The following is a 26,866-nucleotide window of genomic DNA, read 5'->3' as shown; positions in this document are numbered from 1 at the left end:
CTCCTAAACGACAGTTGCGGAGCACTCGATGGGCTAGGCGTTGCTAGCGGCCGCGGCGCTCATTGGACGCCGGTGCGGACGCGCGGCGGGGGCCGCTGCGGGCCGGACGGCCTGAACCGCCGTTGCCTGAGCTGCCGCTGCCCGAGCCGTAGGAACCGCCTGAGGTTCCGCCGGTGTTGGAAGACCAGACGGCTTTGCTGCCACCGCTTGCCGCTGCGCGCTGTCCGGTGGCCGGGCGCCCGCTGCGCTGGCCACCGCCGGACGCCGGGCGTCCGCCCGAGGCGGGACGGCCGGTGCCGCCGCGGGGAGCGGCGCTGCGGGTGATGCGGGAATCGCCGCGGCCCTCTGCTGCACGTCCGTCCGATCCGCGGCCGGCCGATGAGCGGCCACCTGCTGCGGGGACGTCGTTGCGGTGGGTGCCGGCAGCGGTGCCGCGGCCGCGGGCATTGCGCCGCGCAGCTGCTGCTGCCACTGCGCGGTCCTCGTTCTGCTCCGCGTTGCGGTCAAATGCTGCGCGGGCTTCGGTGCGGCCCTCGAAGGCAACGGCGCGGCGCTCGGCGCGGGGTACGTCCGTCCGAACTGCCTCGGCTGCAACCTTGCCGCGTCCGCCACGGCCGCCGCGTCCACCGGCGGTGGGTGCAGCCTGGCGGCGTGCGCGCTTGCGCTCCGCGTTGGCGCCGGTGGAGGTGCCGCCGCCCTGTTTGGGGGCCTTCGCTGCCAGCAGTGCGGCGCGGGTGCGGGGGTCGACCTTCTCGGCGATGCTACCAACGAGCTCCGCCACGATGGGCGAGCTGGCCGTGACGCGTTCAAAGCTGACGTCCACGCCGGCGGCCTTCATGAGCTTCTTCACGTCGGTCTGCTGCTCGGGCAGGGTCAGCGTGACCACGGTGCCGTCGGAACCGGCACGCGCGGTGCGGCCTGAACGGTGCAGGTACGCCTTGTGCTCGGTGGGCGGATCCACGTGGATGACCAGTTCGACGTCGTCAACGTGCACACCGCGGGCTGCGACGTCGGTGGCCACCAGGACGCGGACGTCGCCGTTGGAGAACTCAGCCAGGTTGCGGTCACGGGCGTTCTGCGACAGGTTGCCCTGCAGGTCGACGGCGGGGATCCCGGCGTCGGTCAGGGTCTTGGCCAGCTTGCGGGCGTGGTGCTTGGTCCGCATGAAGAGGACGCGGCGGCCGGCGCCGGAGGCGAGCTCCACGATCAGCTGCTTCTTGACGGTCTGGTCGTTGACCACCAGGACGTGGTGCTCCATGGTGGTCACCGCGGCCTGCGGATCGTCCACGGAATGGGTCAGCGGGTTGGACAGGTAGCGCTGGACGATCTTGTCCACGCCGTTGTCCAGGGTGGCGGAGAAGAGCAGCCGCTGGCCCTGGCTGGGCGTCATGTCCATGAGCTTCTTCACGACGGGCAGGAAGCCGAGGTCTGCCATGTGGTCGGCCTCGTCCAGGACGGTGATTTCCACGGCCTCGAGGGTGAGGATGCGCTGGCGGATCAGGTCCTCCAGGCGGCCGGGGCAGGCGATGACGATATCGACGCCGGCGCGCAGCGCCTTTTCCTGCCGTGCCTGGGAGATGCCGCCGTAGATCACGGTGGTGTTCAGGCCCGCGGCCTTGGCCAGCGGCTCGATGGTGGCGTTGATCTGGGTTGCCAGTTCACGGGTGGGTGCCAGGACCAGGCCCATGGGGCGGCCGGGCTTGCGGAAGTGCTTGGCTTCCCGCTCAGCGAGTCTTGCTACAAGCGGGATAGCGAAAGCGATGGTTTTACCGGATCCGGTCCGGCCGCGGCCCAGGACGTCACGTCCGGACAGCGTGTCCGGAAGGGTCTTGACCTGGATGGGGAACGGTTCAACGATTCCCTGCGCGGAAAGGGTGTCTGCAAGGGCCTTGGGAGTACCGAGGGCAGCAAAAGTAGTCATGTAGTTTTTTACGGTCTTTCTGGCGGTATCCGGGCGGATATCGGCCCCCGATGCCGGTTGGACCAGGGGTTTCGCCGAAGAAAAGTCAGGTGATCAAACCGGGCGCTGTAAATAAGGACAGCCGGCCGGGACCAAATGGAACGCGTTCATCGACGCAGGATGTGCCTCTCACATGAAGAAAGCCCACTCCCCGGAAAGGATCTCCAGACGCGGAGCAGGCGGCATCACTGCACATCAAGTTCCATCAGTCTAGCATCCCGCCGCCCGGTTCCCGTGCCCGGCGTTGCCATCAGGGGCCGGGAGGGGCAGGGTTGACGCATGAACGAACACCCCGAGCAGCACCAGGACACGCACCAGCAGGACGCACACGGGCACCAGCCGCAGGGGTACGAAGCGCACGGTAATCATGCGCACGACGGCGGCGGCCCGCCGGAGGCGGCCGGCGGCGGAATGGATGCCGCTTCAGTGTGGGACGAACGCTACCGCACCAAGGCCCGGCTCTGGAGCGGCAAGCCGAACCCGCAACTGGTCCGTGAAGCCGGCGGCCTGCGCCCGGGGAAGGCTCTGGAACTGGGCTGCGGCGAAGGCGCCGACGCCATCTGGCTTGCCCAGCAGGGGTGGTCCGTGACCGCCGTCGACGTTTCCGCCGTGGCCCTGGAACGGGCGCACTCGCACGAGCTGGCGGAGCTGGCACGGGAAAGCGTCCACGCGTCCAACGGGGAGGTGGGGAGCCGGATCAGCTGGCAGCTGGCAGACCTGACGCAATGGCAGCCGGAGGCTTCCTACGACCTGGTGACATCGCAGTTCCTGCACTCCCAGGAGCTCGACTGGCGGGTTCCCCTGCGGACCGCGGCCTCAGCGGTGAAGCCGGGCGGAACCTTACTGGTGGTGGGCCACCACCCGGACCGGCTGCCGCCATGGGGCAACGACCACCACAAGCACCGGGACATGTTCTACACAGCGGACGACCTGGTGCGGGAACTGGGGCTTGGCGGTCCGGAGTGGCAGCTTGAAGTCCTCACCAGCCGGGAGCGTCCGGTGACCGGACCCGAAGGGCAGGAAACAACCATCGCCGACGTCGTGGTGCGCGCCACCCGCCTCGCCTGACCGTCAGGTGCTGGGGCGGTCGGTGACGCGCGGCGCCGCCAGCGCCGCGGCGACGCCGATGACCGCGGTGAAGGCGAAGACACCCGCAAAGGAGTGGACCGCCGTCGTGAATGCTGCGAAGACAATACCGGTCGTGGCCAGCGAAAGCGCGCCGCCAAGGGAGTCGGAGATGGACATGGCGGAGCTGTTGAAGCCTTCGTTCTCCTTAGTGGACAGTGCCAGGGTCATCACGCTCAGGCGCGGGTAGAGCAGGCCCATGCCGCCGCCGGCCAGGACCCACCCCGCAATGGCGACGGCCGGCGGCCAGTGCAGCGCCGCGGTGGCCAGCGCCAGGAGCACCGCAGCCAGGACCATCAGCGAGCCGGCCTGGACCGCACTTTGGTGCGGCAGCCGGGAACCGAGCCGGCCCTGCACCGCCGCAGCACCGGCCCAGGCCAGTGCACCTCCCGTGAGGGTCAGGCCCGCGAGGGTGGGCGGGAACGCGTACTGGTCGATCAGCAGATAGGGAAGGTAGACCTCCGCACCGAAGAACGACGCCGAGGCAAGGCCGCGTGCCAGGATCACGCTGGGCAGCCCCCGCCGGGCAGCCAGGGTACCGCGGGGCACCAGGGGCCGGACGGCCACCAGGGCAAGGACGACGGCGGCGGAGGCCAGGAGTGCCGTGGCGGCGGGAAATGCCGGGATGCTGACGTCGGCCGAGAGGTTGAGGGCCAGCACCGCTATCGCCGCCAGTGCCGCCCATCCCAGCCGGCCCAACGCCCACGGCGGCACCGGTTGGGGTGACTGGCCCGGGTCTTTTGCGTGGCCTGGGTCTTTCGGCCGTCCGGCCTCGTGGGACTGGCCGTTTCCTTCGCGCTCCTCCAGGCCTGCGTGCTCATCCAGGCCACGCAGCACCGGCACGATCATCGCCAGCGCGGGGATGACCAGGACCACCACGCCCAGGAACACCCAGTGCCAGCTGAAAACCTGGGCCACCACGCCGGCGGCGAAAGGCCCTACGAGGGAGGGGACTACCCAGGCGGCCGAGAATGCGGCGAAGATCCGGGGGTGCAGCGTGCCGGGGAAGAACCGGGCCACGAGCACGTAGAGCGCGACCGTGAGGGCGCCGCCGCCGAGGCCCTGGACCAGGCGGCCCGCGACGAGCATAGGCATGGACACCGACGTGCCCGCGATCAGCAGGCCCAGCACGAACAGCGCCACGGAGGCATACAGCGGCATGGCAGGCCCGCGCCGGTCGGACCAGTTGCCGGCTCCCACCATGCCGATTACGCCCGTTGCCAGCGGCCCGGCGAAGGCCAGTGCGTACAGGCTTCCGCCGTTCAGCTCCCTGCTGACCACGGGCATGATGGTGGTAACGGCCAGGGACTCGAAGGCAACCAGGAACACCAGGGCGCACGTACCGACCGTTACCCAGAGGTACGGGGCCCGGAAGATTCCGCTGGCGGTACGGGGGCCCGAGAGCGTGGAATCCTGCACGGCAGTTCCTATCCCACGTAGCGGTTCCGGCCGGAGCGGTAGCCGAAGACCGCCGCGAGCAGGCCCACCACCATGAACAGGATGCCGGCAGGGACGAAGGACCCCGTGGCCTGGTGCAGCTGGCCGACCATGAGCGTCCCCGTGGAGCCCACCCCGTAGCCGACCCCCTGCATCATGCCCGAAAGGTGGGCAGCGGTGTGCCCGTCGCGTGTGCGGAGCATGATCAGGGTCAGCGCGGCGGCGGTCAGGCTTCCCTGCCCCAGCCCCAGCAGTCCGGCCCACACCCAAATGAGGTCCAGCGGTCCCAGGATGCTCAGCACGAATCCGCCGCCGGTCATCAGCGCCACCACGGTGTTGATGGCGCGCTGGTCCCGGAACCTTGCAGCCAGGGCGGGGGCGAACAGCGAGCCAAGCATCTGCAGGACAATGCACACGGCGACGATCAGTCCGGCGGTGGCGCCGTCCACGCCCCTCTCACGGAGGATGGGCGCCAGCCATGCGAAACCGCTGAAGGACATCATGGCCTGCAGCACCATAAAGATGGTCACCTGCCAGGCGACCGATGAGCGCCACACGTTCACACCATCCCTGACCGCCTGGTGCCTGACAGTCCCCTGCCGCAGTGCCACGGGCAGGAACAACAGAAGGACGACGGCGGCGGGCACGGCCCAGACCCACAGTGCCTTGGTCCATTCCCCCGTCGCCGTGTAGACCGGGTAGGTGAACCCGGCTCCCAGCGCGGCGGAGGCACAGATGGCGGTGGTGTAGAGCCCGCCCATGAGCCCCAGCCGGTGCGGGAAGTCGCGCTTCACCAGGCCGGGGAGCAGCACGTTGCACAGCGCGATCGCCGCGCCGCAGGCCGCCGTGCCGACCAGGAGGGCCGGCAGGTGTCCGCTGCCTGCCAGACCGGCCCCGGTGTCCACCGGCCGCAGCAGCAGCCCTGCGGTCAGCAAGGCCATGGCGCCCAGCAGCACCCGCTCGGCCCCGAACCGGCGTGCCAGGACCGGGGCGAGCGGCGCAAATACGCCGAGCAGTGTCACGGGAACCGTGGTCAGCACCACCACGGACCAGCCGGGCAGCGCCGCCTGGGAGGTCACCTCCGGAAGGACTGCGGAGAGGCTGGAAAAGACGCTTCTCAGGTTCAGTCCGATCAGGACCAGGCACACGCCCAGGTAGGCCAGGGCGCGCCGGCTGCCCACCCGGGTGGGCTCCGGCGCCGGAAGTTCATCGATTTCTGCATCCACCAGGGTACTGAGCTCCACCAGGCTGCTGCCCGCCCTGGCCCGGCCCTGCGGTTCCCCGGAGTCAGCCCGTCGCTGCTGCATGCCCACTTCGGCATTCGTTGCGTCAGTCATCCGCCCATTCTTGCAGGCGGGCGGCGGTGTGGAGTTATCCACATACGGGCCCGCGCTCCTTCCGGCGCGCGTGCCCGGATTCATACGTTGTAACCAGCCGCGGCCACGCACCTGGCCGCACCAACCAACGGGAGCACCATGGAAACCACACCGCCACCAGAACCCCGCCCCGCACAGCTGGAAAGCGCACGGCGGGAGAGCCGGCCGCCGGACAGCGGACTGCGGGAAAACACATCGCTGGAACCCGTACCGCTGGACGGGGTGGGGCCGCCTCCCGTCCAGGGCGGCCCGGACCAGCCGCAGCCGGGTGCACCCAAACGTAAAGGAGCTAACAGCCTGGTCCTGGCGATCATTGCCCCTGCAAGCATGATTCTCACCGCACCGGTTTCCATGTTCGCCATGTTGATGACGTATTCGGACGATGGCTCTTCCAGCAGGCGTTGGGTAACTCCCCTGGTGCTGTTCAGCCTTCCGCTCCTCTTTGCCTCGCTCGCCCTGCGGCTGGCAATCCCCGCCCTGAAGGGGTCGCCACCGGGATCGGGTGAACGGTCAGCCGCGGCCGTTGCGCTGTGTCTCAGCGGCTTGGTCTTCGCTTTGGCATTGGGTCCAGCGCTGGACAACTTGGGGCTGTTTTGACCGCGCACCGGATCTGAGTGGCGCCAAACTGCTGATTTGTGTGGTGCCAAGCTGGTGCACGACGGCTGCAAGCCGGCCCAGCACTGACCCATCTGCTCTTGCCACCCCGCCCCAGCCCTGACCCTGCTGCTCCTGGCACCCCGCCCCGGCGCTATTCTGGAAGGGATGAGCGAATCCCCTGAAAACCCCCAGCAGCCGCATGTCCCGCGGCCTGTCACGCCCGGAACCCAGGCCTCCTTCGGCACCTACGGCGGCCGCCCGGTCAGCTTCGTCCGCCGCGGCACCCGCCTGCAGGGCCGGCGGCAGGCTGCCTGGGCAGAGCACTCCGAGCGGTGGGCAGTTGACGTTCCACGGCACGTAGCCAACACCTCGGTCCACCCCGACTACACCTTCGACGCAGTTGCAGAATTTGGCCGCGAGGCCCCGCTCATCGTCGAGATCGGTTCCGGCCTTGGCGACGCCATCTGCCACGCGGCGGAACAGAACCCGGACACCAACTTCCTGGCGGTGGAGGTCTACACCCCGGGGCTGGCCAACACCATCATCAAAATCAACAGCCGGGGCCTGAACAATGTCCGCGTGGTGGAAGCCAACGCACCTGAAGTGCTGGCCACCATGCTCCCCGAAGGCTCGGTCAGCGAACTGTGGGTCTTCTTCCCGGACCCGTGGCACAAGTCGCGGCACCACAAGCGCCGGCTCATCCAGCCTGAGTTCGCCAGATTGGCGGCACGGGCCCTGAAACCGGGAGGCCTGTTCCGGATCGCCACCGACTGGTCCAACTATGCCGTCCACGTCCGGGACGTCATGGCTGCGTCGGCCGACTTCGAGAACCTGCACAACGGCGAGCGCCGCGGCCCCGAAAGCCCGCTGACACAGGTGTGGCAGTCGGGCGTTGAATCCGTGGTGGGCGGAGCACCCGTCCGCGAAGGACGCGCCCCCGTGAGCACCGAACATACCGGTCCTAATGAAGGCGTGGACGAAACTGGCGGCTGGGCTCCGCGCTTCGAGGGCCGGATCAGGACCAGTTTCGAGGCGAAGGCCCATGAAGCCGGCAGGCTGATCTTCGACCTGTGCTACCGCCGCCGCCAGGTACCAAAGGGTGAAGGCTGCTCAGCCCACGCTGATTGAGCCCACGATCTCCTTGAGCATGTCCAGCCGGGGTTCTGTCTCCGCGTTCAGGTAGGGCCAGATGACCACCACGCCCATGAAGCGCCCGCTCTCCCAGATACCTGCCGTGGCGGCCACCTTGGCCGGCCCGCCGTCGTCGTCATATCCCACCACCACGGCGTAGGCAGCCTTGCCGGGGAGGTTGAGCTCCCCCTCCGCCAGGAGGGTGCCGCCGCGTTCCTCAAGGTAGAAGCCTGCCATCAGGTGCGCCCAGCCGTTGGCCTGCGGGGCATCCCGCACGGACGTGTCGTCCTTGATGACGGTGACCAGGACGCCGTTCAGCAGCCCGTACTGTTCGCTGTTGGGCCCGGCGGTGGAGTCGTCCAGGACCTGGGTGTGCTCGGGAAAGTCTGCGGTGAAGCCCAGCGGGGATTCGATGTGCACTGACATTGGTTTCAGAGCCTCTCGAGCTTGGTGTCGTTGGGGACCTTATAGTACGTGGAGACGTTCGTGGTGGCCTGGTTTTCGGTCTTGACCTCCACCTCGCCCGCCTTCAGGTCGAAGCCTGCCTCGTTGGTAGCGGTGACAACGGTGTTGACCTGGACGGTGGCGGAGCCTGCCTCGTACAGCCGCGCCGCGTCACGGGCGGCGCCGGTGTCATTGCCCAGGGCAACGTTGCGCAGGTAGCTGTCGATGATGGGGCGGTTTTCCCGGGAGTAATCCACGTCGATCCTGACAGTGCCCTGGCTTCCGGCAGTGACGGTGGAATCGAATTTGGCGGCCTCGGTCTTCACACCGGAGGTGACGCCCTGCGCCACGGTCCCCTCCATGGACACCGAGACGGAGTCGATGTTGTTGCCCTTGTCCATGTTGACCTGCAGCCCGCCCTTGCCGGAGGCCTCGAAGACCCGGCCGTCAAGTTTGAGCTGGCCCTGCGCGGAGACCTCGCCGCTGGCCGTCGAGGTTCCGTCAGTCAGGTTGCGCTCGTAGGCGAGGTCCAGCTTCGCCCCGCCGGACGCCGTGCCGGCCTCGCCCTTTGCGTCGAGGGAGAACGTGCCTTTGGCCTTGTCAGCCTGTCCCATGGAACCGTTGTCCTTGGCAGCGTCATTGATGGTGTCCAGGACGTACCCGGGCGGATTGCCCGCCACATCCTTGATATCGCCGATGCTGTCCGGCGGCAGGTCGCGGTACATCTGTTCCCGGGCAGCCATCGCTTCCTCGACGCTGCCGAACGTGTACTCCCGGGATACCTCACCGGTCAGCGTGGCACCGGCGGTGCCGGTGGTGTCATTGACGCCCAGGCCCAGGTTTCCGTACACCTTCATGGTCGCGGACCCGTCCGCGTTCTCCACCACCTCGGTGCCTACCTCTGCACCGCCGTGGACCCAGGCGACACGCGCCTCGATGGAGGCCTTGCCCGTCTCCGAGTAGACCGGAATGTCCGCCTTGGCCAGTTCCTGCAGGTGCTGCTTGGCCAGCTGCTGTGCGGAGGCGGGGATGCCGCCGTCCATGCGCATTAGGTCCTCGGCAAAGGGGCCATCGCTGCCTTCGCCCTGGATGAGGTACTTGCGGTCGGCGTCGGACAGCCCGGCCCACCACTTTGCCTGCTCCTCCGGGGTGGCGTTGAGCATGCGGTCCAGCCCTGACGCCAGGTCCCGGCGGTGCTCCGCGAGCTCCCTGGCTGCTTCAGCCTTTTCCTGGAACCATTCCTTGGCCTGCGCGGCCAGGGTAGCCAGCCGGTTCCAACTGCTGCCGCCGGAGCCGCCGCTTCCGGCAGTGGAAGCCTTCTCCTGCTCATCGGCGTGCTTCATTAGGATTTTGGAGTTTTCCCGAAGGCTTGCCACCACTTTGTCCAGGCTGGGCCGGTGGCTGGCGCTCCACTCCTGGCGGAAGCGCTCGCTGTCCCGGCCCTTCCACGGCGCCGACTGGATCTGGCTCTGCAGTGAGCCGGCACGCGCTGCTCAGCAAGGACGCTGCCTGGTCCGCCGCCTTGGCCAGCGCCCGCAGCTGGCTGATGTCTGCGCCGTAAAAAGTCATGGTTCCCCCGGGAAAGAGTGCGGTTCGTGTCAATCGCTGGTCCTCATGGTTGCACAGGTAACGGAACCCCGCGATGGGGATCCCTCCCCATCACCACAGGTCCGTGAGCGAACTGTTCCGGACCCGGTTGGCGTGGCACGATTTCCCTTGTAAGAAGGGCACGCACACCAGCGCACTACCGCGCCTGCTCAAAGGAAAGACAATAAAAGAAGAAATCAAACAGGTGGTCGACAAGGCCGAGGACGTCACGAATTCCCGAGTCCTCGAGATCCTGGCCCGGTCCGGGTTTGCGGCCAGCGGCATCCTGCACCTGCTGGTGGGTGCCATTGCCGTCCGGCTGGCCGTGGGCGGTACGGGCAGCGCCGACTTCAGCGGTGCGGTGGCCGAGCTGGCGACCATGCCGGTGGGCCCCTTCCTGCTGTGGGGCAGCTTCGCCGCCTGCGCCGCGCTGTCACTCTGGCAGGCGGGCGATGCGATCTTCGACTTCAACCACCAGCCCACCAGGAAAAAGGTCAAGAACAAGGCCAAGCCCACGCTGCAGGCGATTGTGTATGCCATTCTGGCCCTGACCGTCTGGCACTTTGTTACGGGGACGGGGACAGGCGGGGACAACCGCAAGGCCACCAGCGACTTCACCATCGCCATGATGCAGGCCCCCGGTGGAGTGGCTCTGCTGGTCCTGATCGGCTTGGCCGTGGCAGTGACGGGCGTGGTGTACGGCATCCGGGGACCGAAGAAATCATTCGAAAAACAGCTGCGCATGCCGTCCCCCGGACCGGCCAGGACCGCAGTGACAGCCTTGGGTGTGGCGGGGTACGTGGCGAAGGGAACGGTGCTGCTGCTGGCTGGCCTGCTCATCGTCATCGCCACCATCAAGGAACATCCGGAGGACTCCACGGGCCTGGACGGCGGCCTGCGGGCACTCCGCGACCAGCCGATGGGCCCCTATCTCCTGGCGGCCGTGGGAGCCGGGCTGGTTTGCTACGGCGCGTACATGATCATGCGGGCCCGGCTGGCCAAAATGACCAAGTAACCGCGCGCCGCGTGGTTAGGTTGAAACATGCCCCAGGTACGTGCCGAGCGCCTAATCCGCATTGACCCGGAGACTGCGTTCGCCTTCTCGCAGACCACCGGTGAGTTCCGGCTCAAGTGGGATCCGTTCATTTCCGCTCAGGGTTTCCTCGATGGAGCACAGGCGCCAGGTAAGGGCGTCCGCACCCGTACCAGGTCGCGGCTTGGCCTGGCCATGGTGAGCCAGTACGTCTCCTACGCGCCGCCCCGGAACGTGGGCATGACGATGCTGTCCGGCCCGTGGTTCTTCACCAACTTCGGCGGCGGCTGGCGTTTCACGTCCGACGACGGCGGCACCCGGGCAGTCTGGAAGTACACCTTTTCCTGCCGTCCGGCCCTGCTCCGGCCCGTCATGGAGCGGATCGGCACCTGGCTGCTGGGGTATGAGATCGAACGGCGGATCGAGGCCTTCGCCCGCGCCTGCGAGGACGAGGCGCTGGTGGCGGAGTTCAGGGCACGCCGAGTTCAGGACACGGGGAAGCCGGGCCACTCCGCGGGCGCCTAGGGAACCGTAATCACCGCCACGGCATGCTGGGCACCGTCACGCAGCTCCACGCTCGAGATGCTCCCCAGCTGGATGGGCGTTGCCCCGGTGACCTTGACCTTTCCGCTGGGGGTGGCCGTCCAGGCACAGGCGCGGTCCTCCCCGCCGGCGCGGTCGCGCACCCACAGCGAGAGCGTCCCATCCGCCGGCAGGCTGCTGCCGCTCACCGCAAGCTCTGTTCCCCAGGTCTTCCGGGCCATATCGATGTTCACCTGCAGCCCTCCCCCGGATGCCACGGAATAGGTGGCGTCCGGGTGCGGCGGCCTGACGAGCAAAGGCCCCACCGCCAGGCCTACCGCCAGGCACGCGGCGGCGAGCGCGCCTGCCAGTGCTGCCCACCGCCGTCGTAATGTCCGACGGCGGTGGGTCAGTTCGTCGAAAAGCCGGGCGGGAACGCCGGGGCCGGCCGCCGCTGTGCCGGGTGCTGCGGTCAGCGCCACCGCGTCGGGGACCGGAAGGGAGTCCAGGAGCATGGGTACTTTCTCCAGCACCGCGAGTTCCTTGCGGCAGCCGGCGCAGCCCTGCAGATGCCCCTCGAAAAGGGTGAGGTCAGCAGGATCGAGGCCGCCCAGCACATAGGCGCCCAGCAGGTGGTGCGGGTTGGTGCTCACCGTTCCACCCCCATTTCGTCCAGGATGGTGCGCAGCGCCCGGAGGGCGTAATAGGCGCGTGACTTGACCGTGCCGCTGGGGATGTTGAGTTGGACGGCTGCCTCGTTAACCGTGAAGCGGCGGTAATGCAGGGCCACCAGGACATCCCGGTGTTCCTTGCCCAGCCGCAGCAGCGCCTCCTCCATCAGCACCCGGTTGAGCAGCTCATCCACGTGGCCCATCACCTCGACCGGATCGGTGGGGCTGCCCTCCAGCGCTTCCAGCGGGCGGCGCTGGCTCCGGCGGTAGTTGTCGATCATGATGTTCCTGGCTGTGCGGTACAAGTAACTGCGGAAGCTGCCATTGACGTCCGGGGCGTGCTGCCAGACGCGGAGCACCGTTTCCTGGACCACGTCCTCTGCAAGCTGCGGATCGTGGGTGGCGCTGAGCACGAAACGGCGCAGGGCACTCCCGTGCTCACGGTAGATGGCCTCCACCACGTCGTCGTCGAGCGGCATCCCACTCCTCCCCTCGCTCCTGCACTCCCGGCTGTTACCACGACAGGACGCAGGATTCGGTTCAATCGAACATCACCCCCGCGTGCGTGTGAACCATTCTTTACCGGGAGGCGTCCTAGGGGTAGGCGTCCGGTAATGAGGGGCCGGGCGTCTACCGACGGGGCACAAGCCACGAAAGCACACAGCATAGGAGCGCACCATGAAACATCATCTCGGGGCAGGGTTTGCCATCCTGGCCTTGGCGGCAACCCTCAGCGGTTGCGGCAGCAGCAGCGGTACAGCCCCGGCAGCCACCAGCCCGGCAGCAGGGAACTCAAGCAGCGCAGCGGGCAGCACCTCTTCCGGAACATCCTCCTCGAGCCCTTCCGCAACCTCCGCGTCACCGTCGCAGGCAAGTTCCGCCGTCGACCTTAAGACGGCTTCCTCTGCGGCAGGCAGCATTGTGGTGGACGCGAAGGGGATGAGCCTCTACTTCTTCACCAAGGACACCAAGGACTCCGGCACCAGCGCCTGCACCGGCTCCTGCCTCGTCCAGTGGCCGCCGCTGACCACCGCCGCGGGTACGCCAACGGCAGAGGGCGTGACCGGGAAACTGGGCACCATCAGCACCCCTGACGGCAAAAAGCAGGTGACGCTGAACGGCATGCCGCTGTACTACTTCGCAAAGGACACCAAGCCGGGCGACACCCTGGGCCAGGGGCGTCGGCGGCGTGTGGTACCTGTCGGATCCGTCGGGCGCGATGATCAAGGCAGCCGGCCAGGGCTACTAGAGTGCGGTTCGCCCCTACTTCAGCGGAACGTCCTGGGCCTTGCCCGGAAGCGGGATTTCGGTGGGCACGGGAACGGGCAGCTTGGGGCCTTGTTCCAGGCCCTTCCTGACGTCCTCCGGAACATTGCTGGGCAGTGACGGTTCGGTGGGGGCCTGCGCCGGCTTCTGCGCGGCCGTGCCATGGCTGGGCGTGTTCCCCGGCCGCGCCGGAGTGCTCGACGGCGGCACGGCAGCGGGTGCCGAAGCGTGCGCGGGTGCCGCCGGGACGGCGGCCGGGCTGCTGGTTGCCGACGGCCGGGCAGGCGCGGGCAGGGGCGCGGGCACCTGCTGGGTGCCGTGGCCGGCGGGGTCCGCCTTGGGTCCGGTCACGAAAGACGTGACGGCGTGGTTCAGCTGGGTGAAGGATTCGCGGAACCCCTGGTCCGATGCGGCGGCGACAGCGCCGCCGGCCGCGAGCGACGCGGCCACCGACAAAGTGGTAAACGTGATGCGGCGCTTGGCCCTGCGGCGGGCAGCGAGTTCATCGGCCGGCTGTCCCGCGCTTTTTGTCCCTGCCTTGTTTGGGGCCGTCCAGTGCTGCCCTGCCCCTGCGTGAGCACTTTCTTCAGCAGCAGCAGGGCCGGCGGCCGGAAGCACGGTGGTGGTGGCCGTGGTGGCCGCAGTGGCTGCGCCTGCCATCAAGGCCGCAATCTCGGCGGAGGGTGCCGGGGCCTCTGCTGCGAGGGCACGCAGGTTGACCAGGGTATCGCGGAGCTGGCCGTCGTCGTCCATTCCTGCCTCCAGCAGGAACTGGTCGACGGCGGCGTCGTTGTGGGATCCTGCGGTATCACTCATGATTCGCCTGGTTTCTCTTGAGCGTTTGTGCCTTGAGGTTCTGCAGGGCCCGGCGCTGGAGTTGCTTGATGGCTCCGGCGCTCTTGCCCATGATGGCGGCCACCTGATCGATGGACAGGTCGGCCACGACTCTAAGGGCCAGGACCTCCTGGTGTTCCTCGCTGAGTCCTTCCAGCATGGCCGCGGCTCCGCCGGTGAGTTCAACGGCGTGGTCTTCGGCTGACGGCGTGGTCCGGCCGTCGTGCTGGGGGTCGTATGGTGTGATCTGCGGCCTGCGCTCCAGCCGGCGGTAGTGGTCCACCATGCGGGCGTGGGCAATGGAGAAGATCAGGGATTTCGCGCCCTGCAGGCCGCCCGTGAGGTTGCTGATCCTGGGGTATAGGGCGAGAAAGACGTCCTGGGTGACGGCCTCCGGGTCATCAAGTCCGCGCGCCTTGAGGTATCCCTGCACCGGGCCCGCGAAGGTTCGATAGGCAGCAGCAAACAACGCGGCCGGATCGGTTCCGGCTGCGTTGTCGAATATATCGATCTCTTCTTGGGCCAAAGTGTCTAGCACCAGCGGCTCCTCCATCCCGGGATCCGGCTCACGCCTTGTCCCGGTTTCCGGTACGGACTGCCAGTCCCCGTGGTCATGCGGCTGCTTTTTGCGGGCCTTTCAGGGGCGCTCTGCCAAAGTGGCGCACCCGCGCTCGGCTGCCCGGACTGCGGCCGAAGCCGCAGTCCAGACTAGCCAATGTCCCTTAGCGGGCCGAAACTGACGGCACGTGCACCGTGTTGCCGTCCGCAGCCGGAACAGCGGGAACAGCGGGAACGGCAGGAACGGTGGTTTTGCCGTCGATGCCCGGGACGGCCGGTACGGCGGGAACAGCAGGAACCTCGGGCTTCTCAGCCTGGACGGACACGGAACCCTTGGCTTCGGTGCCGGCCTTCGCGGCGGCGTCAACCTTGGTGACAACATCGGCGCAGTAGCTCTTGATGTTCGCCTCGCCCTGGGCAGCGATGGACAGCGAGGAGAACGCCTTGGAGGAAGCGTCCAGGCCGCCGTGGGTGAAGGCGGTGCAGAGGCCCAGGGCAGCGGGGCCGGCGGCGTCAACGGCGGTGTTGGCCTCTGCGGATTCCGTTGCTTTTGCGCTGACCGTCTCGTCAGAGGCCTCAGCCGTAGCGGAAGCCTTGGCGGTGGCCTCCCCGGTGGCTTCAGCGGTGGCTTCTGCGGTCTTCAGGGCGTCGGTCACTGCGGCGGTGGCGGCGGGAGCCGGGGTGGCCTGGGCGTCAGCAGCTGCTTCCGCTGCAAGCTTGGGGGCGGGTGCACCGAAAACCTCGTGCGCGGCCTGCTGGGCCTGGGCGGGGAGGACGCCAGAGACGGCGGCGGCACCGGTTCCTCCTACTGCCAGGGTTCCGGCGGCCAGGACTCCGGCGGCAACTTTGCTGGTGGCGAGAACGGTGAACACAGACATTTACTTCTCCAAAACCTAGACAACACATTGGGCTGGACCCGCCGGGCGGGCCCATCACGGACTACATCGCCTACGGCTGCGGAAAGGTTACGGCGGGCACGGATTTTCTTTTTCTGCGCCCGAATCGCCGGAAGGGTTCCGGATTCGCCGTTCCGCTCCAGCTGTTTCGCAGCGCTCCCGCGACCCGTGGAGCTGCGGCGCCCGGCGGCAAGGACGTGCGCTGAGGCGAACTAAGATGGATCAGATAGCCACCCACCGGACCCTGCTCCGCCGTGACCTGCCGAAAGTAGTGCGTACATGCCATCCCAACCGGACGAAAGTGCGGACCTGGCGATACAGACACCCGCCATCAATGACCGCTCCCTGGCGGCCGGGTTGGCGTATGCCATGGCCAGCAGGGTTTCGGGCATATCGTTCGACGGCGGTACGGGGCTGTTGCTGGGAAAGGTCCGGGGCGGCGCGGAGGTTCCTTACTCCACCACGGCCAAGCTGGTCCGGAAGGCGGGCGGCTGGAGCTGCACCGTGGGCGTTTGCAGCTGCCCGGTCCGCAAGGACTGCAAGCATGTGGCTGCCCTGCTCTTCGCCGCCGAGGACAACCCGTCCATCCGGGTGCAGCTGCTGGCGCCGTCCACCTCCACGCAGGTATCCCGTGCCCCGTCGGCCGCCCTCTCCGACTGGGAGCAGGCCCTCAGCCCGCTGATCTCCCAGCCCGGTGCCACCGCTTCCACCGGCGGGGTCCCCCTGGCCCTGCAGTTCGAGGTGGAGGAACCGCCGCCGCATTTCTCCTACACCGGCCGTCGGGACCCGGTGCGCGGGGTCCGGCAGCTCAAGGTCCGGCCCGTCATCATGGGCGCCAAGGGCAAGTGGATCCGCGGTGACGTTTCCTGGAACACCCTGAGCTACCTGAACTTCCGCCGTGAATCGAACCAGGCGCACGTGGAATGGCTGCAGGAGTTCCTGGCCGCCCATTCGTCCGCCGCCAGCCGGATGCACAACTCCGCGGGCCTGTGGCTGAGCCTGAACTCCTACGCGGGCAGGAACCTGTGGAGCCTGTTGACCGATGCCAGGAAGATGGGGCTCGCCCTGGTCCACTCGCGCGGCACCGAGCCGGTCCGGCTCGCGGAGGCCCCTGCCGCCGTCGGGCTTTCCCTGAGCCGGTACGGCACACAGGTGGCCGAACCTTCCGCGGCGGATCCCGGCGCAAAGGCAAGGGACGGGGAGTCCGACGGCGGGCTGGAGCTTTCGCCCACCATCACCGTTGAGGGGGCTGAGGTTGATCCGTCATCCGTGGGCACCATCGGCCGCCCCGCGCACGGCCTGTTCTTCACCTCCGGCGAGGCCGCCCTTCCCGGCGTCCCCGACCCCAACGGAACCATCACGCTGGCGCCGCTGGAGAACGGCCTGAGCGAGGAGCTGCTGGCGTTCGTCACCGCCGCAAGCACCCTGCACATTCCGGCCAGGGACGAATCCCGGTTCCTCACGGGCTTCTACCCGAAACTGAAGCAGACGGCCCGGGTCACGGCGCGGGACGAGTCGGTGGAGCTGCCCGAACTGGCGGTCCCCACCCTGTCGCTGCTGGCCAGTTACGGGGCGGACCACCGGGTGCGGCTGCACTGGGAATGGCACTACAAGACCGGCAAGCTGGTCACCGCGCAGCCCCTGTGGCGGCACCCGGGCGACCAGGGCTACCGCGATGACACGGCGGAGTCCCGCATCCTGGAAGGCATCGGCCAGCCGTGGGACGTGGTGCCCGCGCTGGGCGAATCCGCCACGGGCGGCTGGGGCACTCCCCGGCTGGCGGCCTCCGCCGAACTCACGGGCCTGGACACGCTGGCCTTCACCGAGGAAGTGCTGCCGCGGCTGCGGGAGGCCCCGGACGTGGACGTGGAGACAGTGGGCGATATCGCCGACTACCGCGAGGCCGAGGAAGCGCCGGTGGTGTCGATCTCCACCAAGGCCACGGAGCAGCGCGACTGGTTCGACCTGGGCATCCAGATATCGCTCGAAGGCCAGCCCGTGTCCTTCGCCGCCGTGTTCTCGGCGCTGGCGGCCGGCCAGACCAAGATGCTGTTGCCCAGCGGCGCCTACTTCTCTTTGGACCTGCCGGAGCTGCACCAGCTGCGGGCGCTGATCGAGGAAGCCAGGTCGCTGCAGGACAACAAGGACGCACCGCTGCAGATCAGCCGGTTCCAGGCGGGGCTGTGGGATGAGCTGGCGCAGCTGGGCATCGTGGACGAACAGGCCGCGGCCTGGCGGTCCGCGGTGGGCGGGCTCCTGGAAGGCAGAGTGGACGGCTTGCCGCTGCCGTCCTCCCTCAATGCCGAATTGCGCCCGTACCAGCTGGAGGGCTTCAACTGGCTCAGCTTCCTGTACAAGCACGGGCTGGGCGGCGTCCTGGCCGACGACATGGGCCTGGGCAAGACCGTCCAGGCGCTGGCATTGATGTGCGCCGCGAAGGACCTCGCCCTTTCGTCCGGAGACCAGGCCGACGCCGGGGCTGCCGCCGGCGCTGCAGGCGAGCCCGCCGCCGTCGCGCCCTTCCTGGTGGTGGCGCCCACCAGCGTGGTGGGCAACTGGGCCGCCGAAGCCGCGCGCTTTGCCCCTGGCCTCACGGTGCGCACGGTCGGCGAGACCTTCGCCAAGAGCGGCCAGGACGTGGCGGACTCACTTGGCGGGGCTGACGTCGTCATCACCTCCTACGCCCTGTTCCGCATCGACTACGAGGCCTACGCCTCCCGGACCTGGGCCGGGCTGGTGCTGGATGAGGCGCAGTTCGTGAAGAACCACCAGTCCAAGGCCTACCAGTGCGCGCGCAAGCTGCCGGCGGCGTTCAAGCTGGTCATCACTGGCACCCCGCTGGAGAACAACCTCATGGAGTTCTGGGCTTTGACGTCCATCGTGGCGCCGGGCCTGTTCGCCAGCCCCAAGCGCTTTGCCGAGTACTACCAGAAGCCGGTGGAGAAGAACGGCGACAAGGGGCAGCTGGAGAAGCTTCGGCGCCGCGTCCGGCCCCTGATGATGCGGCGCACCAAGGACCAGGTGATCAAGGACCTGCCGCCCAAGCAGGAGCAGATCCTTGAGGTGGTGCTGAATCCGCGGCACCAGAAGGTGTACCAGACGCACCTGCAGCGTGAGCGGCAAAAGATCCTGGGCCTGATCGAGGACGTCAACAAGAACCGGTTCACCATCTTCCAGTCGCTGACCCTGCTCCGGCAGCTCAGCCTGGACGTGTCGCTGGTGGACCCTGCGCTGTCCGCCGTCCGCTCCAGCAAGCTCGACGTATTGTTCGAACAGCTGGAGGACCTGGTGGCCGAGGGTCACCGCGCGCTGATCTTCAGCCAGTTCACCGGGTTCCTGGGGAAGGTCCGGGAGCGGCTGGACGAGGAGGAGATCGAGTACTGCTACCTCGACGGCAGCACCCGGAACCGTGCCGACGTGGTCAGCGAGTTCAAGAACGGCAGCGCCCCCGTGTTCCTGATTTCGCTGAAGGCCGGTGGTTTTGGGCTCAACCTCACCGAGGCCGACTACGTCTTCCTGCTCGATCCCTGGTGGAACCCGGCCTCCGAGGCGCAGGCCGTGGACCGCACGCACCGGATCGGCCAGGCACGGAACGTGATGGTGTACCGGCTGGTGGCCAAGGACACCATCGAGGAAAAGGTCATGGCGCTGAAGACGCGGAAGTCGCAGCTGTTCGCGGACGTCATGGAGGGCGACGCACTGTCCGGCGGAGCCATCACGGCCGAGGACCTGGCCGGGCTGTTCAAGGAGTAGGGCGCGCCGGGCGTTCGGCGCCTATGCTGGTTGCCAACACAAAAGTACAACGTTGGAGAAGGCGTGGCACAGCAGAAGACGTCCCAGCAGCAATCTACTGAAACGACAGAAGCCGCACCAACGCCGCCCCTGCGCCCCGGTGCATTCCGGGTTCCATACCGCGACCCCGTCTGGGACGGCCCCACGGACCCGATCCTCGTCGCCGACCACCTCAAGGGCGAGTGGGTCCTCTTCTACACCCAGCGCCGCGCCACCGCGCCGGGACTGACGGGGGTGGAATGGGTGCACGGAACCGGCATCGGCGTCGCCCGGTCCTCCGACGCCGGCGCCACCTGGCGCTACCAGGGCACCGTGGAGGGACTCGTCCCGCCGGGAACGGAACTGCCGGCAACCCTGTGGGCGCCCGACGTCGTACGCATTGGCGACCGCTGGATCATGTACCTGACCGTCCTTGGGGGCCGCCGGACCGACTGGACCGGACAGGCGGAAATCGTCCAGTTCGCCAGCCACGACCTGGAGAAGTGGGAGTACCTCGGCAGGATCGGACTGGACTCGCCCCGCGTGATCGACGCCGCCGTCGGCAGGTGCGGGGACGGCCGGTACCGGCTTTGGTACAAGGACGAGGCCCGCGGTTCCAACACCTACAGCGCGGTCAGCGACTGCCCGGACGATCCGTCGTCGTGGAAGCTGGAGGGGCTGACGATTCCGGGCAGGCCCCATGAAGGACCCAAGGTCTTCCGGCTCGGCGGCAGCTACTGGATGACCGTGGACGAGTGGCGCGGCCAGGCCATCTACCGCTCCGCGGACGCGGCCGGCAACTGGGTCCGGCAGGAGCACCTTGGCGGCCTGATCCTCACGGCGCCGGAGACTGTGGACGGAAGGGCCGTCGTCGGACGCCATGCGGACGTGGTGCCCCTCTTGGACGGGCCGCCCGGTGAAACGTCCGACGGCGGCGGGCAACGTGCGCTGTTGGTGTACTTCACGCACCCTTACTGGGGCGGTGAGGACATCGACACGATGGCGGCGGACCCGCGCATCCGGCTCAGCCATGTCCGGGCGGCGGTACTGGAGGTACGCGACGGAAACCTGGTGTGCGTCGAGCATTAGCTACCCAGGGCGCGACGAAGGGCCAAACCCTGGAACTATAAGCCGGCAGCTGCCGGCACCGGTCCAAGGTTTGGCCCTGACTCGTGCGCTGGGACGCGTGTCCCGCCACGCGGGACACGCGTACCGGGCGCCGCCCCCAGCAGGCGGGCGCCCGGCAGTTTTCGCTAGACCCGCTGCGGCGCGCCCAGCTGCACCGGATCCTCGTCCGTCAGGTAGGCCAGCTCGGAGTGCGCTGCGAGGTCGATGCCGCGCAGTTCGTCTTCAGGTTTGATGCGGAGGCCGCCCATGGCTTTGTCCAGGATCTTCGCCAGGACCCAGGTGGCCCCGAAGGAGTAGGCCAGAACGCTGACGGTTGCGATCGCCTGGACGCCCAGCAACGCGAACCCGCCGCCGTAGAACAGGCCGCTGACACCGTTCGGGGCCTTGTCCGTGGCGAAGAGGCCGATCAGCAGAGTCCCCAGGATGCCGCCCACCAGGTGGACGCCCACGACGTCCAGGGAGTCGTCGAAGCCCAGCCGGAACTTCAGTTCGATGGCCAGCGAGCAGACGGCCCCGGCAAGCGCACCGATGGCCACGGCGCCCAGCGGGCTGACCGCACCACAGGCCGGGGTGATGGCCACCAGCGCGGAGATCAGGCCGGATGCGGCGCCCATGCTGGTGGCTGCGCCGTGGCGGGCCCGTTCCACGAGGGCCCAGGCGAGCAGGCCCGCGGACGCGGCTACTGCTGTGTTCAGGAAGACCACCGCCGCGGACTGGCCGGCGGCGAGGGCGGAACCGGCATTGAAGCCAAACCAGCCCACCCACAGCAGGCCGGCGCCCAGCAGCACCAACGGCCGGCTGTGGGGCTTGGCGTGTTCCACCTTGGGCCAGCCGGAGCTTTTGCCCAGTACCAGGGCCAATGCCAGTGCGGCGGCACCGGCATTCATGTGGACCGCGGTTCCACCGGCGAAGTCGATGGCCTTGATGCCGTTGGCGATCCAGCCGCCAACGGTGCTTCCGTCCGCGGAGTTAAAAGCGAACACCCAGTGCGCGATGGGGAAGTAGACCACCGTGGCCCAGATGCCGGCGAACAGCATCCAGGCGCCGAATTTCATGCGCCCGGCAGCAGCCCCGGCAACCAGTGCGGTGGTGACGCAGGCGAAGAACAGCTGGAACACGGCAAACAGGATGACCGGGATGGACGCGGAATCATCCTTGGCCAGCAGCTGCCCCATGCCCGGGAACTCGGTAACGTCACCGGTCAGCCCCAGTCCGCCCACGGAGTTGCCGAAGGCCATCGAGTACCCGAAGAGTGCCCAGAGGACGGCCACCAGGCTGGCACCGCCGAAGCACATCATCATCATGTTCAGAATGCGGCGCGACCCCACCATGCCCCCGTAAAACAAGGCCAGGGCGGGGATCATCATGCATACCAGCGCCGAGCTGGCCAAAGTCCAAGCGACATTTCCCGAATCCATGGGAAACCCCTTTCGAGATGCGAAGACAGGACGGTAACTTGCCGTTAGGGCCGCTCCGCCGGAAGGGACGCGGGATCAGGAACCACGTTCAGCGGGGGTTGGCTGTTGGCGTCTGCTATCAGAGTATGGCGGTCGTTTTGGGTTGGGTTTCCGGCGTGTTAAATGGTGGTTTCAGTCATCCGCCCGCCAGCCCCAGCTGCCCCACGGATTGCGGCTGGCCTCTGCGCGGCCTCCTGCCACAGCTTCGGGCCCAGCGTCGCCTGAGAGCAGCTTTGTTCGATCACGAGCGAGCGTGTTCGAGTGCCTTGTTGCGGCTCCTTCCCGCCCATAGTCTCGCTGTGCCGCCGCTTCCCGATACCCCAGCTTCCGGGGCGGGCGCCGGCGCCGGAAACGCACCCGAGACTGTGAGGTACAACGATGACGTTCTCTTACCGACGAACACTAAGGCCGGTGGCCGCGCTGGCGGCCGCGGCCACGGCAGCAGCAGGCCTGGCTCTGCTGCTGTCCGGGCCGGTGACGGCGGCCGAAGCCACGCCGGTGACCATCACCCCCAACCCGGCAAGCCGCGGCGAAGCCTTCGAAGGTTGGGGAACCAGTCTGGTCTGGTTTGCAAACGCGACGGCGGGCTACTCACCCGAACTGCGCGAGGAGCTGTACCAGAAGGTCTTCGGCGAAGACGGACTCAACCTCAACATCGCCCGCTACAACGTGGGCGGCGGCAACGCGTCGGACGTGGCCAACTACCTCAACGACGGCAGCGCGGTGGAGGGATGGTGGAAGCCGGTCACAGACGCGGCCCCAGACCAGCCGGCGTCGAACCTTTACAATCCGGACGGAAGTGTCGACAAGACCCAAGCCAATAAGCTCGCGTTCCTCAAGGCTTGGAACCCGGACGACCCCGCGTCTTACAACCCCGCCGCTGACCAGAACCAGCGTTGGTGGGTTGAACGCCTCGCCGCGGACCAGCAGATCACCCACTGGGAAGCCTTCAGCAACTCGCCGCCGTGGTTCATGACGAAGAGCGGCTATGTGTCCGGCCAGGTCAACACCAGCAAGGGTGAAAACCTGTTGCCCGAGGCGGAAAGCAAGTTCGCCGCCTACATGCGTCACGCCGTCGAACTTCTTGAAACCGGCAGCGGCATCAAGGTGGACACCATCGATCCGTTCAATGAGCCAAACTCGGGCTACTGGGGCACGGACATCAACGCCGCCACGGGCAAGCCGCCAACCACGTATACCCAAAAGCAGGAGGGCGCTCTGATCTATCCGGCCGCGCAGGACCGGGTAACTAAACTGCTCGCCGGGGAGCTCGCCAAAGGCAGCACGGACGCCGTCATCTCCGCCATGGACGAGACCGATCCCACCAAGTTCATGACCAACTGGAACGGCTACAGCCAGGAAGCCAAGGATGCCGTTTCGCAGCTCAATGTCCACACTTACGGCACCAATGATCGACGCCGGGTCCGTGACCTGGCGAACGCAACCGACAAGCCACTGTGGATGAGCGAGGTGGGCGGCTTCTGGACCGGCAACCCGGCGCTCGGGGACTCCACCAGCGGTTGGGACCGCTCCAACATCACCAACGGCCTGGGCATCGCAGGCCGCATAGTCAACGACCTGCGCGAACTCGACCCCAATGCGTGGGTCTTCTGGCAACCCGTAGAGGACACATACAAACAGGAGAAGGCGGACAAAGGCTGGGGCTCCATCTATGTCGACTTCGACTGCAACTACGCCGGCAGAGAGGGCTACTCGAACAGACGGCTCAATGACGGCGCTGCGCTGGACGCAGCAAAGTGCAAAGTCCTGACCAACCAGAAGTACAACACCACCCGGAACTTCACGCATTACATACGTCCCGGCGACTTCCTCATCGGGAATGACAACGCCAAGACCGCCAGCGCCCTCCGCGCCGACGGCAACGGTGCCACCCTGGTCCACTTCAATGACACCCCGACGCCGGAAAAGGTCACCATTGACCTGAGCCGTTTCGGCAGCATCGCTCGCGGCGCCACCGTCACCCCGGTGGTCACCACCAAGTCACCGCTGGACGACATCGAACGGAACGCCCTGGTCAAAGGTGCACCGGTTGGCATCGACACCGCAGCTAAGTCAGCGACGCTTGAGGTTCCCGCCGCGTCCGTGGTGACGTTCGTCGTCGACGGCGTCAGTGGGGTTTCTGACGACGCCGCCCCTGTGCGTGACGGCCACAAGTACCACCTCAGTGGTGAGGCGAGCGGCAAGTTCCTGACGGCGCGCACGAATGGCTCTGCCTCGATTGAGGAATTGGGTACGGATGCTGCTGGTGTGGCTCCACAGATGTGGACGTTCACCGCCGTGAACAGCGGGGGCGAGTCTGCGAATGATCGCCGGTGGGTTGTTTCCACGTCGGACGGACGGGTGCTCACTGGCAACGGAGGCGTGCTTAACGGGAGCCAGGCCGGCACTGCTTCGCTTGCCTCCCTTACCGCTGAGCAGGCCAAGGCTGATCCTTCTGCACAGTGGATAGTGACTACGGAGAACGGCAAGCAGTGGTCTTTGGTAAACGGGGGCGCAGCGATTGCCCTGCAGGTTTCGGGCAACCAGACTGCGGCCGGGACTGCTGTGGCCTTGGCATCGTCCACAGGCACCACGGCCACGGCTTCGGCCAGCCCTCACCAGGCGTGGGGTTTCACGGACATCGCGGATCTTAAGCTCCTCGGAGTTTCGCCCGTCGCGCTCAGCACGCTGACTGGCATCGCACCGACCCTGCCCAGCACTGTCACCCCTCTGTACAAGGCAGGTCCGGCCAAGCCGCTCGCCGTCACGTGGTCTTCTGTTGACCCCGCTGTGTGGCAGAAGGAAGGGAAAGTGACGCTGCGGGGTTCGGGGGTGGATCCCTACGGACAGGCCTTTGATGACGCCATGCTGACCGTGACCGTCGGCCAGTACCTGGCAACCGACCCGGCGTCGGTCACGGTAGGTGTTGGTGCCACGCTGGACTCGGTCAAAGCTGCTGCACCGGCTACTGTTCCCGGGCAGATCGGCGACGGTCCTGCGCGCAACCCGATTTCCGTGGTGTGGGACTGGGCTTCGGTTGATGCTTCCGCTCTGCAGGCTGTGGGTTCGGTGACGGTCAGGGGCAAAGCCGGCACGGTGGACGCGACGCTCACCGTTGTGGTGGTGGACCGGGTCCCAACCACGAATATCTGCATGGACGATCCCGGCACCGCTGCTACGGCCAGCTACACCGAGGGCTCTTACGTCGCGAAAAACACCTGCGACGGCAACACCTCCACCCGCTGGTCCAATTGGGTGAGCGGCGGCCGCAGCGGCGACAGCCTGAGCTACACCTTCAGCCGCGACTACACGGTGGACTCCGTGACAGTGACCTCCGCTGAGAAGGCCGCCCAGAGCCTAAAGGTCCAGTACCAGGATGGCTCCGGCGCATGGAAGGACACGTCCGCGGGAACCATCACTGGACTCTCGACGGCTTCCCCCACCACCGTTCGCTTTGACCCGGTGACGGCCCGCGGGATCAGGGTTTCGTTCGTGACCACGGGTTCGTACACCAAGGTCGCGGAGATGGCCATTTCAGGCTCCCGCCTGGCCGATGCAGGCCTCGCCGATCTCGGCAGGCTTCTCGTAGACCAGTTCTCCGTCCCCGGTTTCACCTCGGCGACCACCGACTACCGCGTGTTGTCGACATCGGCGACTCCCGCCGTCGTCGGCTACCCGCTGGACACGAACGCGAAGGTGTCGGTCCAGCAGGCAACGGCAGAAAGCCCGACGGCGGTAATCACCGTGACTGCGCCTGATGGCACCACGAAGGTCTACCGCGTGTCCGTGTCCACGGGCAAGGACGCGTGCAAGAGCGATGGGTGGAAGATGAGTGCATCGCCAGTGTTCAACAACCAGGGGAAGTGCGTGAGCTACTTCGTCTCGAATTAGCACCGCGTTCTTCCCCGAACAGGGAAACGGCGGGGGGAGGCCGTTGGAGCCGCCAGGCAACTGGCGGCTCCAACGGCCTCTTCCACTTTTGCCTCCGCGCTATGCTGTGGAAACCTGCCGCGGCCCGGCACGGGCATGGCACGGCAGTGAAGACCCACTCACTGGCCGCGGAAGGGAAGGCATATGGCTCGAGCGACTGTGCAGGACGTCGCCAAAACAGCGGGAGTGTCCGTCGGCACGGTGTCGCGCGTACTGAACGGAAGTCCGGCAGTCAGCGCGTCCAGCAGGGAAAAGGTGGCAGGAGCGATCCGGCAGCTCAACTACCGGCCGCTGGCCTCCGCGCGGGACCTCCGCCGCGACCGGACCATGCGCATTCTGGCCCTTTCGAAGAACCTTGAGTCCCCCATCATCAGCGAAGCGTTCCGCGGGGTGGGCGACGCCGCGGCATTGTCCGGCTATGTCAGCCTCATCGCCCCCACGTCCGGGAGTTTGGAACGGGAGCAGCAGCTGGTGGACATGCTCCGGAACGGATCCGTGGACGGGCTGATCCTCTTTTCGCCCGCCATGCCTGATGACGATATTGAAGCACTCGCCACCCAACTGAGTGTTGTCCAGCTCTGCGAGATCGCGGAGTCGGACGCAGCGTTCGGCGTATCCATTGACGACCGGCAGGCCGCATACGACATCACGCGGCACCTCATCAGCACCGGGGCCCGCCGGATCGCCATGATTGGCAACCGGGTAGCCCGCTCCGGGCGGCTGCGCGAGCGGGGGTTCCGCGACGCCCTGTCCGAAGCGGGCCTTGACGCGCACCACAGCCTTTTCGCCACCGGCGACTTCGACTTTCACACCGGCCGCCGGCTCACCCGGGAACTCCTGGCCATGGACCACCTGCCCGATGCCGTGTTCTGCGGCAGCGACACCGTGGCGGCCGGCTGCGTCCGCGAGATTACCAACGCCCGGCTGCGGGTCCCGGACGATATCGCCGTGGCCGGCTTCGACGACTCAATCCAGGCGGAGATGTGCGTCCCTGAACTGACCACCATCCGGCAGCCGGCCTACGAGATGGGCCTGATGGCTTTCGAAGCGCTCTTCGCCCGGATGACCCAGGCTGACGGGCACCGCCGCGGCCGCACTTTCCTCCCCCACGAACTCGTGGTCCGGGGCTCGACGAAGGGCTGA

Annotated in this window: 20 protein-coding genes and 1 pseudogene; 10 read left to right on the top strand and 11 right to left on the bottom strand. The window is 67.3% G+C overall.

Annotated features, from left to right (window positions below; genetic code table 11):
* Positions 1 to 43: 43 nt before the first annotated feature.
* A complete protein-coding gene (locus QF031_RS01065) occupies positions 44 to 1,921 on the bottom strand; it encodes a DEAD/DEAH box helicase (protein WP_307422909.1) in 1,878 nt (625 codons plus the stop codon).
* Positions 1,922 to 2,239: 318 nt separating this feature from the next.
* On the opposite strand from QF031_RS01065, the gene QF031_RS01060 reads away from it, so the two are divergent.
* On the top strand, positions 2,240 to 3,028 hold the full coding sequence (locus QF031_RS01060) for an SAM-dependent methyltransferase (protein WP_307422906.1): 789 nt from the start codon (positions 2,240 to 2,242) through the stop codon (positions 3,026 to 3,028).
* Positions 3,029 to 3,031: 3 nt separating this feature from the next.
* On the opposite strand, the gene QF031_RS01055 is transcribed toward QF031_RS01060, so the two are convergent.
* Positions 3,032 to 4,504: an MFS transporter gene (locus tag QF031_RS01055; RefSeq protein WP_307422903.1), complete on the bottom strand. Its 1,473-nt coding sequence runs from the start codon at positions 4,502 to 4,504 to the stop codon at positions 3,032 to 3,034.
* An 8-nt stretch (positions 4,505 to 4,512) separates the two neighbouring features.
* Positions 4,513 to 5,859, bottom strand: coding sequence for an MFS transporter (locus QF031_RS01050; protein WP_307422901.1), 1,347 nt, complete (start codon positions 5,857 to 5,859; stop codon positions 4,513 to 4,515).
* 138 nt (positions 5,860 to 5,997) lie between these two features.
* Here QF031_RS01050 and QF031_RS01045 point away from each other — a divergent pair, with 138 nt between their 5' ends.
* A complete protein-coding gene (locus QF031_RS01045) occupies positions 5,998 to 6,495 on the top strand; it encodes a hypothetical protein (RefSeq protein ID WP_307422899.1) in 498 nt (165 codons plus the stop codon).
* A gap of 165 nt (positions 6,496 to 6,660) precedes the next feature.
* Positions 6,661 to 7,623, top strand: a complete 963-nt coding sequence (gene trmB / locus QF031_RS01040) for a tRNA (guanosine(46)-N7)-methyltransferase TrmB (protein WP_307422898.1) — start codon at positions 6,661 to 6,663, stop codon at positions 7,621 to 7,623.
* On the opposite strand, the gene QF031_RS01035 is transcribed toward trmB, so the two are convergent.
* On the bottom strand, positions 7,606 to 8,052 hold the full coding sequence (locus QF031_RS01035; RefSeq protein WP_307422896.1) for a hypothetical protein: 447 nt from the start codon (positions 8,050 to 8,052) through the stop codon (positions 7,606 to 7,608). The two genes, trmB and QF031_RS01035, sit on opposite strands and share 18 nt — an antisense overlap.
* Before the next feature lie 5 nt (positions 8,053 to 8,057).
* Positions 8,058 to 9,413, bottom strand: coding sequence for a hypothetical protein (locus QF031_RS01030; protein WP_307422892.1), 1,356 nt, complete (start codon positions 9,411 to 9,413; stop codon positions 8,058 to 8,060).
* Between the two features lie 440 nt (positions 9,414 to 9,853).
* Here QF031_RS01030 and QF031_RS01025 point away from each other — a divergent pair, with 440 nt between their 5' ends.
* Together QF031_RS01025 and QF031_RS01020 are read left to right on the top strand one after the other, a co-directional pair.
* The gene (locus QF031_RS01025) at positions 9,854 to 10,672 is read left to right on the top strand and encodes a DUF1206 domain-containing protein (RefSeq protein WP_307433049.1); all 819 of its coding nucleotides are present in this window, start codon (positions 9,854 to 9,856) and stop codon (positions 10,670 to 10,672) included.
* A gap of 27 nt (positions 10,673 to 10,699) precedes the next feature.
* A complete protein-coding gene (locus QF031_RS01020; RefSeq protein WP_307422890.1) occupies positions 10,700 to 11,215 on the top strand; it encodes an SRPBCC family protein in 516 nt (171 codons plus the stop codon).
* On the opposite strand, the gene QF031_RS01015 is transcribed toward QF031_RS01020, so the two are convergent.
* Both QF031_RS01015 and QF031_RS01010 read right to left on the bottom strand, forming a co-directional pair.
* Positions 11,212 to 11,865 carry an anti-sigma factor family protein gene (locus tag QF031_RS01015; RefSeq protein ID WP_307422887.1) on the bottom strand — a complete coding sequence of 218 codons (654 nt, stop codon included), beginning with the start codon at positions 11,863 to 11,865 and terminating at the stop codon, positions 11,212 to 11,214. The genes QF031_RS01020 and QF031_RS01015 overlap by 4 nt on opposite strands.
* A complete protein-coding gene (locus QF031_RS01010) occupies positions 11,862 to 12,362 on the bottom strand; it encodes a sigma-70 family RNA polymerase sigma factor (protein WP_307422885.1) in 501 nt (166 codons plus the stop codon). The genes QF031_RS01015 and QF031_RS01010 overlap by 4 nt, the downstream gene beginning before the upstream one ends.
* Before the next feature lie 199 nt (positions 12,363 to 12,561).
* On the opposite strand from QF031_RS01010, the pseudogene QF031_RS01005 reads away from it, so the two are divergent.
* Positions 12,562 to 13,132: pseudogene (locus tag QF031_RS01005) on the top strand (COG4315 family predicted lipoprotein).
* 14 nt (positions 13,133 to 13,146) lie between these two features.
* On the opposite strand, the gene QF031_RS01000 reads toward QF031_RS01005, so the two are convergent.
* The 3 genes from QF031_RS01000 to QF031_RS00990 all read right to left on the bottom strand — a co-directional run bounded on the left by QF031_RS01000 (position 13,147) and on the right by QF031_RS00990 (position 15,419).
* Entirely contained in the window at positions 13,147 to 13,965 is an 819-nt protein-coding gene (locus QF031_RS01000; protein WP_307422882.1) for a hypothetical protein, read from the bottom strand.
* On the bottom strand, positions 13,958 to 14,536 hold the full coding sequence (locus QF031_RS00995) for an RNA polymerase sigma factor (protein WP_307422879.1): 579 nt from the start codon (positions 14,534 to 14,536) through the stop codon (positions 13,958 to 13,960). Before QF031_RS00995 ends, QF031_RS01000 begins: the two co-directional genes overlap by 8 nt.
* A 169-nt stretch (positions 14,537 to 14,705) precedes the next feature.
* Positions 14,706 to 15,419 (bottom strand): protein tyrosine phosphatase, encoded by a 714-nt coding sequence (locus tag QF031_RS00990; protein WP_307422876.1) that lies wholly within the window; start codon positions 15,417 to 15,419, stop codon positions 14,706 to 14,708.
* Between the two features lie 297 nt (positions 15,420 to 15,716).
* Between QF031_RS00990 and QF031_RS00985 the strand changes: the two genes are divergently transcribed.
* The gene (locus QF031_RS00985) at positions 15,717 to 19,190 is read left to right on the top strand and encodes a DEAD/DEAH box helicase (protein WP_307422874.1); all 3,474 of its coding nucleotides are present in this window, start codon (positions 15,717 to 15,719) and stop codon (positions 19,188 to 19,190) included.
* Positions 19,191 to 19,253: 63 nt separating this feature from the next.
* The gene (locus QF031_RS00980; RefSeq protein WP_307422871.1) at positions 19,254 to 20,297 is read left to right on the top strand and encodes a glycoside hydrolase; all 1,044 of its coding nucleotides are present in this window, start codon (positions 19,254 to 19,256) and stop codon (positions 20,295 to 20,297) included.
* A 164-nt stretch (positions 20,298 to 20,461) separates the two neighbouring features.
* Here QF031_RS00980 and QF031_RS00975 read toward each other — a convergent pair whose 3' ends face one another.
* Positions 20,462 to 21,754, bottom strand: coding sequence for an ammonium transporter (locus QF031_RS00975; protein ID WP_307422868.1), 1,293 nt, complete (start codon positions 21,752 to 21,754; stop codon positions 20,462 to 20,464).
* A 417-nt stretch (positions 21,755 to 22,171) separates the two neighbouring features.
* On the opposite strand from QF031_RS00975, the gene QF031_RS00970 reads away from it, so the two are divergent.
* Complete coding sequence (locus QF031_RS00970; protein WP_307422866.1) at positions 22,172 to 25,684, top strand: discoidin domain-containing protein; 3,513 nt, start codon at positions 22,172 to 22,174, stop codon at positions 25,682 to 25,684.
* 183 nt (positions 25,685 to 25,867) lie between these two features.
* Positions 25,868 to 26,866 carry a LacI family DNA-binding transcriptional regulator gene (locus QF031_RS00965; RefSeq protein ID WP_307422864.1) on the top strand — a complete coding sequence of 333 codons (999 nt, stop codon included), beginning with the start codon at positions 25,868 to 25,870 and terminating at the stop codon, positions 26,864 to 26,866.

It is taken from the genome of Pseudarthrobacter defluvii (genome assembly GCF_030816725.1).
Lineage (GTDB): Bacteria > Actinomycetota > Actinomycetes > Actinomycetales > Micrococcaceae > Arthrobacter > Arthrobacter defluvii_A.
This window is presented reverse-complemented; position numbering and strand designations above follow the sequence as displayed.